The sequence below is a fragment of the Porphyromonas sp. C0026D3 genome (assembly GCF_056590775.1).
The window spans coordinates 1-14,469 of the sequence record NZ_JBWPWU010000004.1 but is presented as its reverse complement, the minus strand read 5'-3'; the positions used below and the strand labels follow the sequence as shown (position 1 = coordinate 14,469).

Annotated in this window: 15 protein-coding genes; 1 reads left to right on the top strand and 14 read right to left on the bottom strand. The window is 54.6% G+C overall.

What is annotated here, in order from left to right:
• Positions 1-40: 40 nt before the first annotated feature.
• From AC1EK1_RS04130 to AC1EK1_RS04090, 9 genes are all read right to left on the bottom strand, one after another.
• A complete protein-coding gene (locus tag AC1EK1_RS04130; protein ID WP_480306867.1) occupies positions 41-808 on the bottom strand; it encodes an MBL fold metallo-hydrolase in 768 nt (255 codons plus the stop codon).
• Positions 808-1,845, bottom strand: a complete 1,038-nt coding sequence (gene murB, locus AC1EK1_RS04125; RefSeq protein ID WP_480306730.1) for a UDP-N-acetylmuramate dehydrogenase — start codon at positions 1,843-1,845, stop codon at positions 808-810. The genes AC1EK1_RS04130 and murB overlap by 1 nt, the downstream gene beginning before the upstream one ends.
• A gap of 165 nt (positions 1,846-2,010) precedes the next feature.
• Positions 2,011-2,475 (bottom strand): SPOR domain-containing protein, encoded by a 465-nt coding sequence (locus AC1EK1_RS04120; protein WP_480306727.1) that lies wholly within the window; start codon positions 2,473-2,475, stop codon positions 2,011-2,013.
• A 143-nt stretch (positions 2,476-2,618) separates the two neighbouring features.
• Positions 2,619-4,118: a cysteine--tRNA ligase gene (gene cysS / locus AC1EK1_RS04115; protein WP_480306725.1), complete on the bottom strand. Its 1,500-nt coding sequence runs from the start codon at positions 4,116-4,118 to the stop codon at positions 2,619-2,621.
• A 5-nt stretch (positions 4,119-4,123) separates the two neighbouring features.
• On the bottom strand, positions 4,124-4,702 hold the full coding sequence (locus AC1EK1_RS04110) for a DJ-1 family glyoxalase III (RefSeq protein WP_480306723.1): 579 nt from the start codon (positions 4,700-4,702) through the stop codon (positions 4,124-4,126).
• 19 nt (positions 4,703-4,721) lie between these two features.
• On the bottom strand, positions 4,722-5,537 hold the full coding sequence (locus tag AC1EK1_RS04105; RefSeq protein WP_480306721.1) for an energy transducer TonB family protein: 816 nt from the start codon (positions 5,535-5,537) through the stop codon (positions 4,722-4,724).
• Between the two features lie 3 nt (positions 5,538-5,540).
• Positions 5,541-5,954: an ExbD/TolR family protein gene (locus AC1EK1_RS04100; protein ID WP_480306719.1), complete on the bottom strand. Its 414-nt coding sequence runs from the start codon at positions 5,952-5,954 to the stop codon at positions 5,541-5,543.
• Positions 5,951-6,658, bottom strand: a complete 708-nt coding sequence (locus AC1EK1_RS04095) for a MotA/TolQ/ExbB proton channel family protein (RefSeq protein ID WP_480306717.1) — start codon at positions 6,656-6,658, stop codon at positions 5,951-5,953. The genes AC1EK1_RS04100 and AC1EK1_RS04095 overlap by 4 nt, the downstream gene beginning before the upstream one ends.
• A gap of 56 nt (positions 6,659-6,714) precedes the next feature.
• Complete coding sequence (locus tag AC1EK1_RS04090) at positions 6,715-7,431, bottom strand: pyridoxine 5'-phosphate synthase (protein WP_480306715.1); 717 nt, start codon at positions 7,429-7,431, stop codon at positions 6,715-6,717.
• A gap of 283 nt (positions 7,432-7,714) precedes the next feature.
• On the opposite strand from AC1EK1_RS04090, the gene AC1EK1_RS04085 reads away from it, so the two are divergent.
• Complete coding sequence (locus tag AC1EK1_RS04085) at positions 7,715-9,379, top strand: formate--tetrahydrofolate ligase (RefSeq protein WP_480306713.1); 1,665 nt, start codon at positions 7,715-7,717, stop codon at positions 9,377-9,379.
• A 103-nt stretch (positions 9,380-9,482) separates the two neighbouring features.
• Here the strand turns inward: AC1EK1_RS04085 and AC1EK1_RS04080 are convergent, their stop codons facing one another.
• The 5 genes from AC1EK1_RS04080 to AC1EK1_RS04060 all read right to left on the bottom strand — a co-directional run.
• Positions 9,483-10,106, bottom strand: coding sequence for an HU family DNA-binding protein (locus AC1EK1_RS04080; RefSeq protein WP_480306711.1), 624 nt, complete (start codon positions 10,104-10,106; stop codon positions 9,483-9,485).
• Positions 10,107-10,586: 480 nt separating this feature from the next.
• Positions 10,587-11,462, bottom strand: coding sequence for an endonuclease/exonuclease/phosphatase family protein (locus AC1EK1_RS04075; protein WP_480306709.1), 876 nt, complete (start codon positions 11,460-11,462; stop codon positions 10,587-10,589).
• Positions 11,463-11,476: 14 nt separating this feature from the next.
• Positions 11,477-12,655 carry a metallophosphoesterase family protein gene (locus tag AC1EK1_RS04070; protein WP_480306707.1) on the bottom strand — a complete coding sequence of 393 codons (1,179 nt, stop codon included), beginning with the start codon at positions 12,653-12,655 and terminating at the stop codon, positions 11,477-11,479.
• A gap of 18 nt (positions 12,656-12,673) precedes the next feature.
• The gene (locus AC1EK1_RS04065) at positions 12,674-13,918 is read right to left on the bottom strand and encodes an ABC transporter permease (protein ID WP_480306705.1); all 1,245 of its coding nucleotides are present in this window, start codon (positions 13,916-13,918) and stop codon (positions 12,674-12,676) included.
• A gap of 270 nt (positions 13,919-14,188) precedes the next feature.
• A partial coding sequence (locus tag AC1EK1_RS04060) for a hypothetical protein (protein WP_480306703.1) occupies positions 14,189-14,469 on the bottom strand: 281 nt, incomplete at its 5' end.

Here is a 14,469-nt window from a genome sequence, read left to right as displayed (position 1 = left end):
CACTCCCTAGCCTTTTATTGGTTATATCTGCGGGGAAAGCTCAGGGTAGCTCTATCGTGAGACCATCATAGGCGGCGTAGACTCCTTGGGGGAGGTGGGCCTGGATCTGATCATGGGTCCCAAAGGTGTGGGCAAAGTGGACAAGGTAGCTTCTATTGGGCTTGATTTTTTCAATCTCCGCCAGTGCTTCCTCCAAGTCTAGGTGTGCGGCATGGGGGTAGAGTCGGAGGGCATTGATCACCAGTGTGTCACAATCCTTGATCAGCTCGTAGGTCTCCGACGGAAGGGTCTTGCAGTCGGTGATGTAGCAGAGTCCGCTTGTCCGAAACCCCACGATCGGTAGCTGACCGTGCATAACTCTGAGGGGCATGATGGTCGTCTTGTCGGACAGAGGTATCGCAGTACCGGGTGTGATAGGGATGAGCTGCATATCCGGCACTCCCGGGTAGCGGTGTTCTGCAAAAGCGTAGGGCATACGGGTACGAATGGCCTCGATGACGTTTTGCTCGGCATAGATGTGACAAGGCTTGTGCTCCCTAAAGAGTGGGCGGATATCATCCAGCCCACCTACATGGTCGTAGTGCTCATGGGTAAGGAAAATGGCATCTAGATGATCCACCCGGCTGGCAAGCATCTGCTCCCTAAAGTCCGGCCCACAGTCTATGGCGATCACTTGGTCCTCGGTCCTAATAAGCGCGGAGGTCCGCAGCCGATGATCTCTCGGGTCGTGACTCATGCATGTAGGACACTGACAACCAATCTCGGGTACACCGGTAGAGGTGCCTGTTCCCAAAAATGTGAGGCGAATCATAGGGTGTCTATAGCTTTGGACTCAATGCTCCGAACAAACCGTACCTCAGGGCTGATCTCGATCCCAAACTCTCGGTGTACAGCCTCCTGTACCTTTTTGGAGAAATCCACCACTTCGCGGGGAGAGGCACCCCCGTAGTTGACCAGCACGAGTGGTTGATTGGGGTAGGTCCCCACGTTGCCCTTTCGCACGCCTTTCAGCCCCGCCTGCTGGATCAACCATGCAGCGGGTATCTTTACTCCGCTAGCGGTACTGTAGTGTGGTAGGTCTTGGTACTTCTTTTGCAATGCTTCAAAAGCTTCGGTCGTGATGATTGGGTTTTTGAAAAAACTGCCGGCATTGGGGAGGCGTGAGGGATCCGGTAGCTTTTGCTCCCTGATACCGATGACAAAGTCTGCCACAACCCTTGGCGTGAGGTCGTCCCGTCTCTTTAGGTCGGAGAGGCCATGATACTCGAGCATGGGAGTCGGGACTTTGCTTAGCTCCAACTCTACACCGGTGATCAGCGCATAGGCTAGATCAGGGTCCTTGAATATAGAGTCGCGATAGTCGTAGCCTATCTCCGATGCTTCCACGCGGATGGAGTCTCCCGTGCGCAGATCCGTGTAGTGGACTGCCCGAATCACATCCTTGATCTCTCGCCCGTACGCGCCTATGTTTTGGACAGCGGCGGCACCAGTGTCACCCGGTATGAGTGCGAGGTTTTCGATTCCCCACAGCCCTTTGTCAGCGCACGCCAAAACTAAGTCGTGCCAGCACTTACCCGCATCTACCAAGAGAGTGACCGTAGTGGCATCCTCGTGGATGGTCTGTACCTCTGAAGGAGTGTAGCGCAATACAGCCCCCTTGAAATCACCTACAAATAGTAGATTGCTCCCACCGCCTATGGTGATGAAAGGGAGTGACCGAAAGTACTCATCCCGACTCAGTGTCTGTACATCATTGAGAGACTCCAGCTCTATGTAGTAGGTGGCTTGGATGTCGAGTGCCAGCGTGTTGTTTTTTGTTAGTCGGTGGTTGGGCGTGATGATCATATGATAGATGATGTCTATGAAAAAAAGAAGTCGGATGGAGTATATCGGGCACCCGATATGTCTCCTCCGACCTCTGTCTCTTTAGTAATCGTCAGTCTACTCTCTGTGTCGCAAGTGGATGGGTATATCTCTGGAGACGACACTGAGCGAAACTATGCGATGGTATCAGTAGGCTTGCTGTAGGATCCACGCATCCTGGAATAGTGGCGCAAAGCGAACTTTGATGCTTTCGCGAGAGCGGATGGCCTCAGCCTTGTTGTCAAAGCTGGTGACAATCACACGATACATCCCTTGCTCGTTTTGAGCCAATACCGCATCTGTGAATCCTTCGCCATTCATCCGCTCCTTGAGCGAACGGGCATTGGTGACGTTTTGGAAGCTACCAATCACGACACTAAAAGCCTTGATCCCGGTGGCCGACTCGCCTGCGGCCGGTGTCACGCGCTCGCGACGCACTGTGCCCTCAGAGGCATACGCATCCGACACAGGCTGTACTTGGTCAGCATCTTGGAGGATAGGCTTTTGTTGGGCGCGCTCATAGGCGGCGCGGTAAGCACTTTTCTTGGGCTTGCATGAGGTGAAACCGGCTACAAGTGCAACCATGGTCAGTATCGTAAGTACTCTTCTCATAATACTTTTGTATTTGAATTCTAAATGTTTTAATGTTCAAGTTTCTTGCTCGGGACAAGGCCATTCCCCTAGCTGATGGGTAGAGGTCACAGAGTTGTCCGTCCAAACAAAGATACCAAATTTATATTCTCAAAAGTGTCTTCTCAGTTGAGTTTCCACTCGGCTCCCTCTTTCGTGTCCTTGATCACAAAACCGAGTTTGGTGAGCTCGTCCCTGATCTGATCGGATTTTGCCCAATCTTTCATCTCTTTTGCTTCGTGTCGTATCTTGAGCAAAAGCTCCATCGCACCGGCGAAAGCCTCTTCGTGCCCCTTTGATCCATTTGCACCGTGAGGAAGCATCCCGAGGATTTCAAAAAGGAACGTGTCAAAGAATGAGCGCAGTAGGTCTATCTGCTCTTGTGTGAGGCCGGCATTGGGTTCGTTTTTGGCTGAGTTGATCCGCTTGGTGGCATCAAATAGCTCGGCAATCACGACAGCGCTGTTGAGATCGTCGTTGAGAGCCGCATAGCTTCGTCCGAAATAGTCGGGTAACTCTTGCACGACGGACTGTGTTGGGGTCAGTTTGTCGAGCTGGTCGTAGGCATCGAGCAGTCGTTCCAGCCCTTTCTCGGAGGCCTGAAGTGCTTCGTTACTAAAGTCGATCGTACTGCGGTAGTGTGCCTGAAGCATAAAGAAACGGATCGTCATAGGGTGATAGGCCTGTGCCAAGGCCGGGTGTTCACCGCTGAAAAATTGCTCCAGAGTGATAAAGTTGCCCAAGGATTTTCCCATCTTTTGTCCATTGATGGTCACCATGTTGTTGTGCACCCAAAAGTTTACGATCTCCTTGCCTTCGGCGGCTACGGCTTGAGCGATTTCGCACTCGTGGTGTGGAAAGATCAGGTCCATGCCACCACCGTGTAGGTCAAAGTCCTCACCCAAGTACTTTCGTCCCATTGCAGTACACTCGCAGTGCCACCCGGGAAAGCCCACACTCCATGGGCTTGGCCAGCGCATGATATGCTCTGGCTTGGCTTTCTTCCAGAGGGCAAAGTCTACCGGGCTTCTTTTTTCGTCCTGGCCGTCCAGCTCTCGAGTTTGGGCCAGCATCTCATTGATGTCGCGTCCGGAGAGTACCCCGTAGTCGTGCGCTTGGTTGTACTTGGGGACATCAAAGTAGATGGACCCCTCCGACTCGTACGCAAAGCCCGCTTTCAGGATCTCTTCGATCAGCTGTATCTGCTCGATGATGTGTCCGCTGGCCATTGGTTCGATAGATGGGGGCAGTACATTCATGGCATCCATGTCGCGGTGGTAGCGTGTGAGGTAGTGCTGGACCACCTCCATTGGTTCCACTTGATCCAGGCGTGCCTTCTTGGCGATCTTGTCTTCGCCGTCATCGCTGTCGTGCTCGAGGTGTCCGACATCCGTTATGTTTCGCACGTAGCGTACTTTGTAGCCGAGGTGCGTGAGGTATCGAAAAAGTAGGTCAAAGGTGACTGCCGGGCGCGCATGCCCGAGGTGGGCATCACCGTAGACAGTCGGACCACAGACGTACATTCCCACGTGCGGAGCATGCTTGGGGCGAAAGTGCTCTTTCGTCCTTGTCCGTGTGTTGTGTAGGACAAAGTCTTCTTGTAGCTTCAGTTTGTCGTTTCCCATGTCGATCACAGCTCAAGGGGCAGTACACCCTCTTCGTGGATGAGTAGCCCTTTGGCCACCTCTTTTGCTTTCTCTTTGCCCTCCAGCAGTGAGAGGATCGCCACACCATACGCCAGCCCATACACAGGACCGCGTGCGGTGACGATCTGCCCGTCGATCACAGCTTCGGCAGCCACGTACTTGGCTCCTTTCAGTTGGGGTTCAAAACCCGGATAGGCAGTGGCTCTTTTCTGATCCAAAAGTCCCAGTTCGGCCAGCACGATCGGTGCGGCACACATGGCGCCCACCACACGACCCTGCTCGTGGTGACGTAGGAGAAACGCCCCCACTTCTTTCGAGGTTTTCAGGTTGTTGGCTCCGCCCAGTCCTCCCGGCAGAGCCACGGCGTCGAATAGCTTGTCTTGGACTTCACTTAGGGTCTTGTCTGCCGTAAACCGCAGTCCGTGTGCTCCCTCCACTGCCGTTGTGGTGTTGATGGACACAAATTCGGCCTCCACGCCTCCCCGGCGGAGGGCATCCCAGGTTCCCATTGCTTCGGTCTCCTCGTAACCATTGGCGAGGAGTATGATTGCTGTCTTTTTCATAGGCTTTATTCGTTCTGTGTTATCTTAGTCTGTATCGGTAGGTGATGCTACCCACTTGGTTTCCCAGCCCACTGCTTTCTGTGAAGCGTGCCTTTTTGGCAGCGGCCAGTGCACTCTCTCGCATCTTGAGGTCGGCGATGGTGGTCCCCACACCGTATATTGCGTCGATCACTTTTCCGGATGGGTCGACTGTGATTTGTACCACGATAGTTCCCTCCACCTGTGCCGAAAAGCTGGGCCTTGGCAGGTGTCCCACGAGCCGTCTGCCATCCAGGCTGTAGGAGCCAAATCCTCCTTTGCCACTTGGGGCGCCGCCACGCTCCACGTTGCCATCCACCGATCCTTCACGACCATAGGTCTCCCCACCGGTCGTCTCTCCGGATCCTTGGTTGTCCTTGGCCTTGCCAAAAGCACCCGAGACGTTTTGTCGGATGCGTTCTTGGCGTCGCTTTGCCTCGGCTTGCTCTCGTTGCTTGCGGAGGGCTTCTTGTCGCTGCTGCTCGGCTTGGCGTTGTTGCTCGAGAGCTTCCTTGGAGGGTTGTTGATGTATGGTCGGGGCCTCCTCACTCTCTTGGGTCAGTAGTGTGTTGTCTGTGGGGTGCTCTTTGGCCGGAGTCACCTCCGGTTCCTCCTCCAGTGGACGTATCGGAGCGGGGTTGGAGCTACCTTCTACAGCGATCATGTCACCGATATTCACCAGGATTCCCCCCATCTCTTCCACCGGTTTGTGGTAGGGAAGGTAGAGGTACAGGAGTGCCACTACCAGTGCTGCGTGTAGCACCAAGGTCGCTGTGAGTGCGGTGATCTGCTTTTTATCCCACTTTGGACTGCTCATCGTTTACTTCTTGAGGGGTCTGGTCGCCAGTACCATCTTGTAGTTGTTTTCCACTGCGATATTCAGAGTGCGTACCACCTCTCGGTAGGGCACCGACTCATCGGCATACAGTGCGATGTACATATCCGGGTTTTGTGCGATGGTGGACTTGAGGATGTCTCCCAGTTCGTCAAAGACCACCTCCTCGTCCTTGCCGTTGCCCACTGCTATATAGTAGCGTCCGTCGGCATCAAGTGTGATCCGTGTGACCGGAGTGGCGGAGGTCTGTTGGCTGCTCTGCGGCAGGGTTACCTTTAGCGCACTTGGGACCACCAGCGTGCTGGTGACCATGAAGAAGATCAGTAGCAAAAAGATTACGTCCGTCATGGAGGCCATGCTAAAGTTCTCCATGACCCTGCTTTTCCTTTTCAGCTTCATTTCTGTATGGGCTCGTTCATGAGGTCCATGAAGTCCAGGGCTTCTGCCTCAGACTTGGTGACTACCTTGTCCACCTGTGCCACCAAGTGGTTGTACATAAAGAGGGCAAGGATACCCACCACCAGCCCACCAACCGTCGTGACGAGGGCTTCGTAGATGCCGGAGGAGAGTAGGGCCACATCGATGTTGCTGCCGGCGGTGGCCATGTCATAAAAGGCGCGCACCATACCGGTCACTGTTCCCAAAAAACCGATCATCGGGGCACCCGAGGCGATCGTCGCCAGTGCGGGGAGGTTTTTCTCCAGTTTGGCGATCTCTATGTTGCCCACGTTTTCGATAGCGGTCATGATATCTTGTGTCGGACGACCGAGTCGCTCGATACCCTTGGCGATCATACGAGAGCCGGGGGTGTTTTGCGTCTCGCAGAGGTCTCTGGCACTCTGGAGCTTGCCGTCGCGGATGTAGTCGCGTATCTTTTGCAAAAAAGTGTCGCCCGGTTTATTCATCTGACGCAAAAGTAAGCTACGCTCGATGAAGATGTAGACGGCTAGGATGCTCAGCACCAGCAGGACGATCATGATCCAGCCACCTTTCATGGCGAGATCGAGGATGGAGAGGCTCTCCGTTGTTGGGGTTGTGATCTGAGAGAGCTGAGGCATCGCCCCGCCCAGTGTGTCTCCGGCTGCTATTTGTAGTAAGTGCATGATAGTTGTGTTGGATAGTTGTTGTATATCTTTTTGTCCAAAAAAAGTCTCTTCTGCTACTTTCCCAGGCAGGCCAAGTAGCGACGCACCGTCTCCCGGAAGCCGAGGTACAGAGCGTCACAGATCAGTGCGTGACCTATGGAGACTTCGTCAAGAGACGGGATCGACTCCTTCAGGTACCGTAGGTTGGTCAGGTCCAGATCATGACCGGCGTTGAGCCCCAGCCCGATCGCCTTGGCATGATTGGCCGCACGCACAAAGGGGGCCACCGCTTGGACCCGATCCAGCCCAAATGCCGCAGCGTATGGCTCTGTATAGAGCTCGATGCGGTCAGCGCCTACCGCCTTGGCATCATCGATATTGTCGAGATCGGTCCCCACAAAGATACTCACCCGTATCCCCCGGGACCGAAAGTGCCCCACCACCTCTTGTAGAAAGGAGCGAGCGGAGGCGACATCCCAGCCGGCATTGCTGGTCAGGATTCCGGGCGGATCCGGGACTAGTGTCACCTGATCGGGATGGACCTCACTCACCAGGTCGATAAAACTTTCGGAGGGGTAGCCCTCGATGTTGAATTCCGTACTCACCACCTCCCTGAGCGCACGCACGTCCGAGTATCGGATGTGCCTTTCGTCCGGACGAGGGTGGACCGTGATACCTTCGGCACCAAAGGCCTGGAGGTCTTTGGCGACGAGGAGCACATCCGGGTTGTTGCCACCGCGAGCGTTGCGCAGGGTGGCCACCTTATTTACATTGATACTTAGTCTTGTCATGATTCCGTTGTGGGCTTTTGCACGAAAGTGATCCGCAGCGTCGTTCCCGCATCGGTACGCTCCTTTGTGCGATATTTTCCACCCCACAAAAGTAACGAGAATATCCGACCTTTCCTAAAAGAGACGCACGTCCTGAGGCGGATCCCCACGTCGCTCTCCGACTCCGCACGAAGTCCATCCGGAAGGACCCCCAACCCCCAAGAAAGACCCCATGTGGCCAAAGAATGTTATATTTGAGGCTACAAAACAGCTATTTTCCCACACCTCATTACCAAAAACAGACATGAAGTCAGATATCCAGATTGCGCACGAAACAACCCTGCTCCCAATAGGAGAGGTAGCCGCTTCCATCGGCATACCGCCCCAAAAACTAGAGCCATACGGCCACTACATGGCCAAGATCAGCCCTGATCTACTCAAGGAGGAGCATCACCCCGGCAAGCTCATACTCGTCTCCGCCATCACCCCCACACGCGCCGGGATCGGTAAGACAACCGTCTCCATAGGCCTGGCACTCGGCATGAACAAACTGGGCAAAAAAGCCATCGTCACCCTCCGCGAACCCTCCCTGGGTCCCGTCTTTGGGATGAAAGGTGGAGCCGCCGGAGGAGGCTATGCTCAGGTACTCCCCATGGACAAGATCAACCTCCACTTCACCGGAGACTTCCACGCCATCACCGCTGCCAACAACACCCTTGCAGCTCTGCTGGACAACTACGCCTACCGCAACCGAAACAACCCCGACGGGCTCAGCCGCATCACCTGGCGCCGCGTCCTCGATGCCAATGACCGCAGCCTGCGCAATATCATCACCGGACTCGGTGGCACCGCCAATGGCATTCCCACCGAGACAGGCTTCGATATCACACCCGCATCCGAGATTATGGCGATCCTCTGTCTCGCCAACGACCTCGACGACCTCCGTCGACGGATCGACAATATCCTCCTGGGGTACAAAAAAGATGGCTCCCCCTTCACCGTCCGAGAGCTCGGTTGCGGTGGAGCAATCGTCGCACTCCTCCTCGATGCACTCTCGCCCAATCTCGTCCAGACCACCGAAAACACACCCGCACTCATCCACGGAGGCCCCTTTGCCAACATCGCTCACGGCTGCAACTCCATCATCGCCACCAAGATGGCGATGCGCTACGGAGACTACGCTATCACCGAAGCCGGATTCGGCGCCGACCTAGGGGGCGAGAAGTTCTTTGACATCAAGTGCCGCCATGCAGGGCTCAACCCCGCACTGACCGTCCTAGTCGCCACCGCACAGTCACTCAAGCTCCACGGTGGCAAGGATCGCACCCTCCTAACCGACGAAGACACCGAGGCACTTCGAGGTGGCTTTGCCAACCTAGACCGCCACATCGACAACCTCCGACAGTTCGGCCAGACCGTCGTCGTCTGCATCAATAGATTCCCGAGCGATACCGACCGCGAGATCGACACCATACGCACCTACTGCCAAGAGCGAGGTGTACCATTTGCCGTCAATACCGCCTACGCCGAAGGATCGGACGGAGCACTCGAGCTAGCCAAGGTGGTACTCGAGACGATCGACCGAATCCCCTCGGCGCCCCTCTCCTTTGCCTACGACCTCCAAGACACCGTCACCGAAAAAATCCGCAAGGTGACCACCAACCTCTACGGTGCCACCGATGTACGCTACGAGAGCAAGGCACTCAAAAAGCTCAAGCAGATCGAAGCACTCGGCTACGGCCACTTCCCGATCTGTATAGCCAAGACACAATACTCCTTCTCCGACGACCCCGAGCGCATCGGAGCACCCACAGGCTTCAGGCTGACCGTCGAGGACCTCGTCATCAATGCCGGTGCCGAGATGATCGTCGTCATCATGGGTGACATCCTGCGCATGCCCGGCCTGCCCAAGGAGCCGAGCGCCAATCGGATCGATGTGGTTGACGGACAGATCATCGGCCTCAGCTAGCACGGCACCCCCATCCCACTACACACAACGACCCCCGCCAAGTATCCCCCCAAAAAAAAGAGGGCCTTGGCGGGGGTCACTTATTTCACCGGCACCGCAAAAGCTATTTCAGCCGATACCGGAGCGAAGGACCAAGCCCCGTCTTGACCAAAATAGCCTCCTCCCCTTGTGCAAAACGTCTCAGCTCACGACCGGACGACGAGCGACTCAGCCCCGTCAGCTTGCAGTACTCTTGGATAGAGATACTCCGCTCACGCTCCAGATGTCGTACGAGCAACAGACGGCGCCGCTCCGGATCCATAGCGACAGTGCTGTACTCCCCCTCTCTCGGCCGCACCCGCTCAAGGTCGGTGCGCTCGTTGCACATTCGCAACAACCAATTGTCAGCCACAAAGGAGACCTTGCCGATCTCCACACCGGCCCGATTGCGTCGTTGCTCGTCCCCTGCCAGCTCCGGCTCGGCCCCCTCCCGCATCCGCAAGAGCGGCCGAAAGCTCCCCAGCCCCTCCAGCTTCACCGAATAGCCCATCGCCATCTGCTTTGCCAGCTCCTCGGACAGCGCCACAAGCAACCCTTTCACATCTCCCTGAGCAAACGAACTCTTCTTGCTGATCTCCTCCGCAATCGTGTCCGTATCCACCACCCCATGCAGAAGCATGCGGGGAAAAAGTGTCTCCGGATCAGCCGACAGTTTTCCTGCCACCTTTTGCATCTTAAACTTAGCCATCTTCTTTTCTCACGTTACTAGGTTAAAAACTCCTCCCTATGTGTCCCAAAACTTCCTCCTCCTGTCCCAAAACTTCCTCCTCCCGTCAAAAAACTCAAAATCACACAGTGATTTCTTCAAATCACTTAGTGGTTTCAACTATTTCTTGTGACAAGATACTCTTTTCCTCCGACATCGCTACTTTTTCCTACCCGCTCCCCAAAACCCCCATCACGTGTGCTAAACCATCAGGGTGGAGCGGCTTTGATCCCTTTTGAGGCCAAACTATTTTAGGTCGCTCTTTCTTCTCTCTCATAGATGTTGGCATTCTATAGAGTGTTAGCGAACGTGTTGCAGGGGGAGAAGGTTAGTGGCGAGTTTTTCTCCACTTTATTAGGCAAAAGAGAATCTGCGGTAACTCCGGTGTTTTCGAACGAATAGAGAGAAGGGGCACCGAGATAATCCCGATGCCCCCTTTGTACCTTCTGTGGAGGTGAGTCGTTACTCGATGGAGAGAGTCACAATCACGGGGTTGTGGTCCGAGAGGTAGACGTGCTCCGGCTCGTCTGTCTCATCGACGATCTCGTGTGCTTGGATGGTGAAGGAGCCGTTGCGTACAAAGACGAAGTCGATCAGCGGGCGTTGGTCGGCCGGTATCTTGCCAAAGTCGTGGAAACTGTCTTCGGTGCCCGATTTGTTTTCGGCCGCCAGGGTGCGAGTGTCGGTGACGGATAGTGGGTTGTCGGGGTCCGTAAGGGCAACCACTACGCCGGAGGTGGGCTCGGCATTGAAGTCTCCGGTGAGGATGATGGGGCGTCCGGCGGCTAGTTCGTCCATGCGCTTGAGGAGGAGCTCGACGCTATTTGTGCGTGCCACCTGCCCCATGTGGTCGAGGTGGGTGTTGATGAAGAGGAGCTCCTTTTGGGTCGCTTTGTCCTTGAGGACCACCCATACCGCTGTGCGTTCGCAAGCCGCATCCCAGCCTAGACCGGGTGTCTCCGGGTTTTCGCTGAGCCAAAAGTAGCCTTTATCGAGTACGTCGTACTTCTCCTTTTTCCAAAAGACGGGGCAAAACTCCCCTGCCTTGTCGCCATCTTCACGGCCGATGCCGAAGCCCTCGTAGTCGGGGTGGTTGTTTTTGAGGTCGGTGAGCTGGTTGTGTAGCACTTCCTGTAGGCCCATGACATCCGCATCGGTGTCGGTGATGAAGCGATTGACCAAGGGTAGGCGGTTTTGCCAAGTGTTGATGCCATCGTCGGGGTTGTCGTAGCGGATGTTGAAGGTCACGACTTTTAGTTCGGTCACCTGGGGCTTGGTCGTCTCGCATGACGATAGGGCTAGTGGTAGCAGGGCTAGTGCAAGGAGTGTTTTTTTCATGTCAAGTGCAAACTCTATTTGGTGATAAAAAAGTGGTCAAAGGGTTGGGTCTCTCCTTTGTCGTACGCTGTGTAGATGAGAGAGTCCTGTGTGACGCGTATGTACTGGTAGTAGCGTCCTCCGGTGGTGGAGAAGTCGTGCGCATCGGGGTTGCCGACGGCGTAGTGCTTGACGGCGGCGGTACTGACAATGTAGACAGGGTCGTGGCCGTCCCTGGCGTAGGCGTGGTCATGCCCCTGGAGGACCAGGTCGACGCCACACGACTCGTAGATGGAGCCGAGGAGCGTGCGGATCAGGAGGTTCACTCTGCCGGCGCGCACGGAGTGTACGGCGTGGTGACCCACGACGATGAGGAAGGGGTCATCGGTCCGCTCGGTGAGCACTCGTCGGAGCCAAGCGTTGGTGCGGAAGAGGTTCCACTCGTAGGTGTTGGTGTCCACGCAGACGATTCGGACATTGGGGTAGTCGATGTAGTAGGTGATCCCTTCGCGGAACTTGGGCCCATTTTGGGGCATCACAAAGGTGTGGACCCACCGATCGTCCAAGTCGAGATTGAGCCCCATTTCGTACTCATGGTTACCGGTGGCCGGGATGAGTGGTGTCGATGGAGCCACTGTGCGCATGGCATCGTAAAAGAGGGCCCAGTGCTCGTCGTGTGGTCGCTCAATAGCGTCTCCGCCTAGGATCCATGCGTCTACTCCCGGGAAACGACCTTGAGCCTCCATGACCAGTGTGTCGCTACCACTGGGCCAACGATCTTGTAGATCGCCAATGTAGACAAAGGACTGTACGCTACTATCTGTGTCGTGAATCCTAAACTTTCCTCTGTACTTGATCCCCTCGTCTTTCACTAGGTAGGTGTAGTCTCCTCGGGGCAAAACACCGGTCTTTACATGGTAGAGGTGGGTCGTGCCACCACCACTCCTGACCTCGGTGTGCTGGGCGACAAACTCCTCCCGAAAGGTGCTGTCCGAATTGAAAAGCACCAGACTGTACGGACGATTTGCCCCACTGACCCACGACAAGGTGCGCTCCTGCAACCCGTTTTCGCCGGGGGTGATGAAGAGCCGCTGTGGACTGTCCGATAGCGCAAAGTCCGGCTCCGGGAGGTCGCCAAACCAATGGTCCCAATTGCTGATGAGGGTCAGGATTACGACTAGGAGTATTAGCCAGGTTGTCTGCTTTTTTTTCATGCCTCAAAAAATAAATGACTACTCAAATCTCATACTGTCCGCCGGACGTATGCCGGAAATGATGCTCGTCGGCACCAATATCAATAGGTAGATCACGAGCACCACCAAGGTGTTGATCACACAAAGTGTCACCGGATCTATGACGATGGGAACATACGACATATAGTACTGGCTCGGATCAAGCGTGATAGGCTTTGCCAGTTTTTGGATCAGTCCCAGAATCACAGCGGCAGTGTTTCCCCACAGCACCCCGCGCCACAGGACCTCCAGCGCCATCAGTCTGAAGACTTTGCGGAGCGATGTGTTTCTTTGTCCGAGAGCCTTCAATGTCGCTATGGCCTTGACTTTTTGGAGGATCAGGACCACCACACCGGTAATCATTGTCATGCCGGCCACAGCGACCAGCAGTCCCAGTATCAGTGCCACATTCGCATCTAGGAGCGACAGCCAGCCCAGTATGCCACGGTTCATCTCCGCTGCACTGTGCATCGTGTACTCCTCTCCATATTTGGCGTAGCGGTCTGCAAAGTACCCATAGAGCCGATCGTAGGCTTCGGCCGATCCTTTGGCACTGAGCCCGTGCAACTCCACACCACCTACTTGCTCCGGACGCCAGCTATTGACCCCGCGAAGTAAACGCACATCCGTGAGTGCCAGGAGCCGATCGTACTCCGGAAAGCCGGTGTCAAATAATCCCTCCACCGATACTTTCCGAACCTTCATCCCAGACTCCCCCAGAAAATAGACCACGACCTCATCCCCCACTTTTAGCCCCAAGTGATGCGCCAGAGCCTCTGACAGCAATGCCTCACGGCTCGTGGAGCCGGAAAAGGACGGGAGCCGACCCTCGGTCAGGTATTTGGTATAAAAAGCACTGTCGTAGAGCGAATCCACCCCGTGCAGTAGCACACCACTGTATGCGGAGTCAGTTTTTAGCAATCCCATTCGGTCAATGAAGGTTGAGACTTTTGAGTGGCCACAACCCCGACGAATATCCTCCAAAACCCCCTCGGGCAAAGTCAATGGGTCGCTATATTGACCATATACATTGGAGGGAGAGGAGATCCGAATAGCACCAAAAAAACCATTGATCTTGGAGTGAACCTCTTGCTTGAAGCCGTCAATGACGAAAAACGAAAGCAGAATCACCGCCAATCCGAGCCCAATCCCCAAAGCTGATAATCGAACAACCGGACGCAACCGCTGTTCTTTCGGAGGAGCCTCGTAGATAAATTGCTTGGCCAGCTGTTTCTCTATACTCATTTATTGCTGTTGATATATTGTCGGGTAGTCAATCACATAGGACCACAAAGTTACCCCTTATTTGAGAATGTTGCGGGGTGGTTTGGGGCCGATGGGGTGGGGAATAGGGGTGAAGTGGGTGTCGGAAAGAAGGGGCATTTACCTTCTTTTGGCGGTCTTTTGTCGGTCGTTTTTGGGTTTTTGTGGGGTGGGTTGAAATTTTATTTGTTTGGTTTTTAGCGAGTTGTCAGTTTTTGTGTGTTGGTAATTTGTTCAGGTCGGAAAATGTTTCTATCTTTGCACTCGCAAACGAGACAGAGAGCTTGTCCGCAGATCTTCGACAGTGAAGAGAATTGACTTTTTTGAGTCGGTTGTTTTTTTTTGAAGTTTTGCAGAGAAAGAAACTTTTTGTACCTTTGCAAAACCGACGCCGAAAGAGGTGGCGGTTTGAAAGAGGAGGTCATAGACATAATGAACAAGGGCATCGCGCCAAAGAAAGCTGAAGGTGCGATGCGAACAAACAAGTAGTACAAGGGATATTTTTATAGATATAAGAATGTGCCACGTCGATT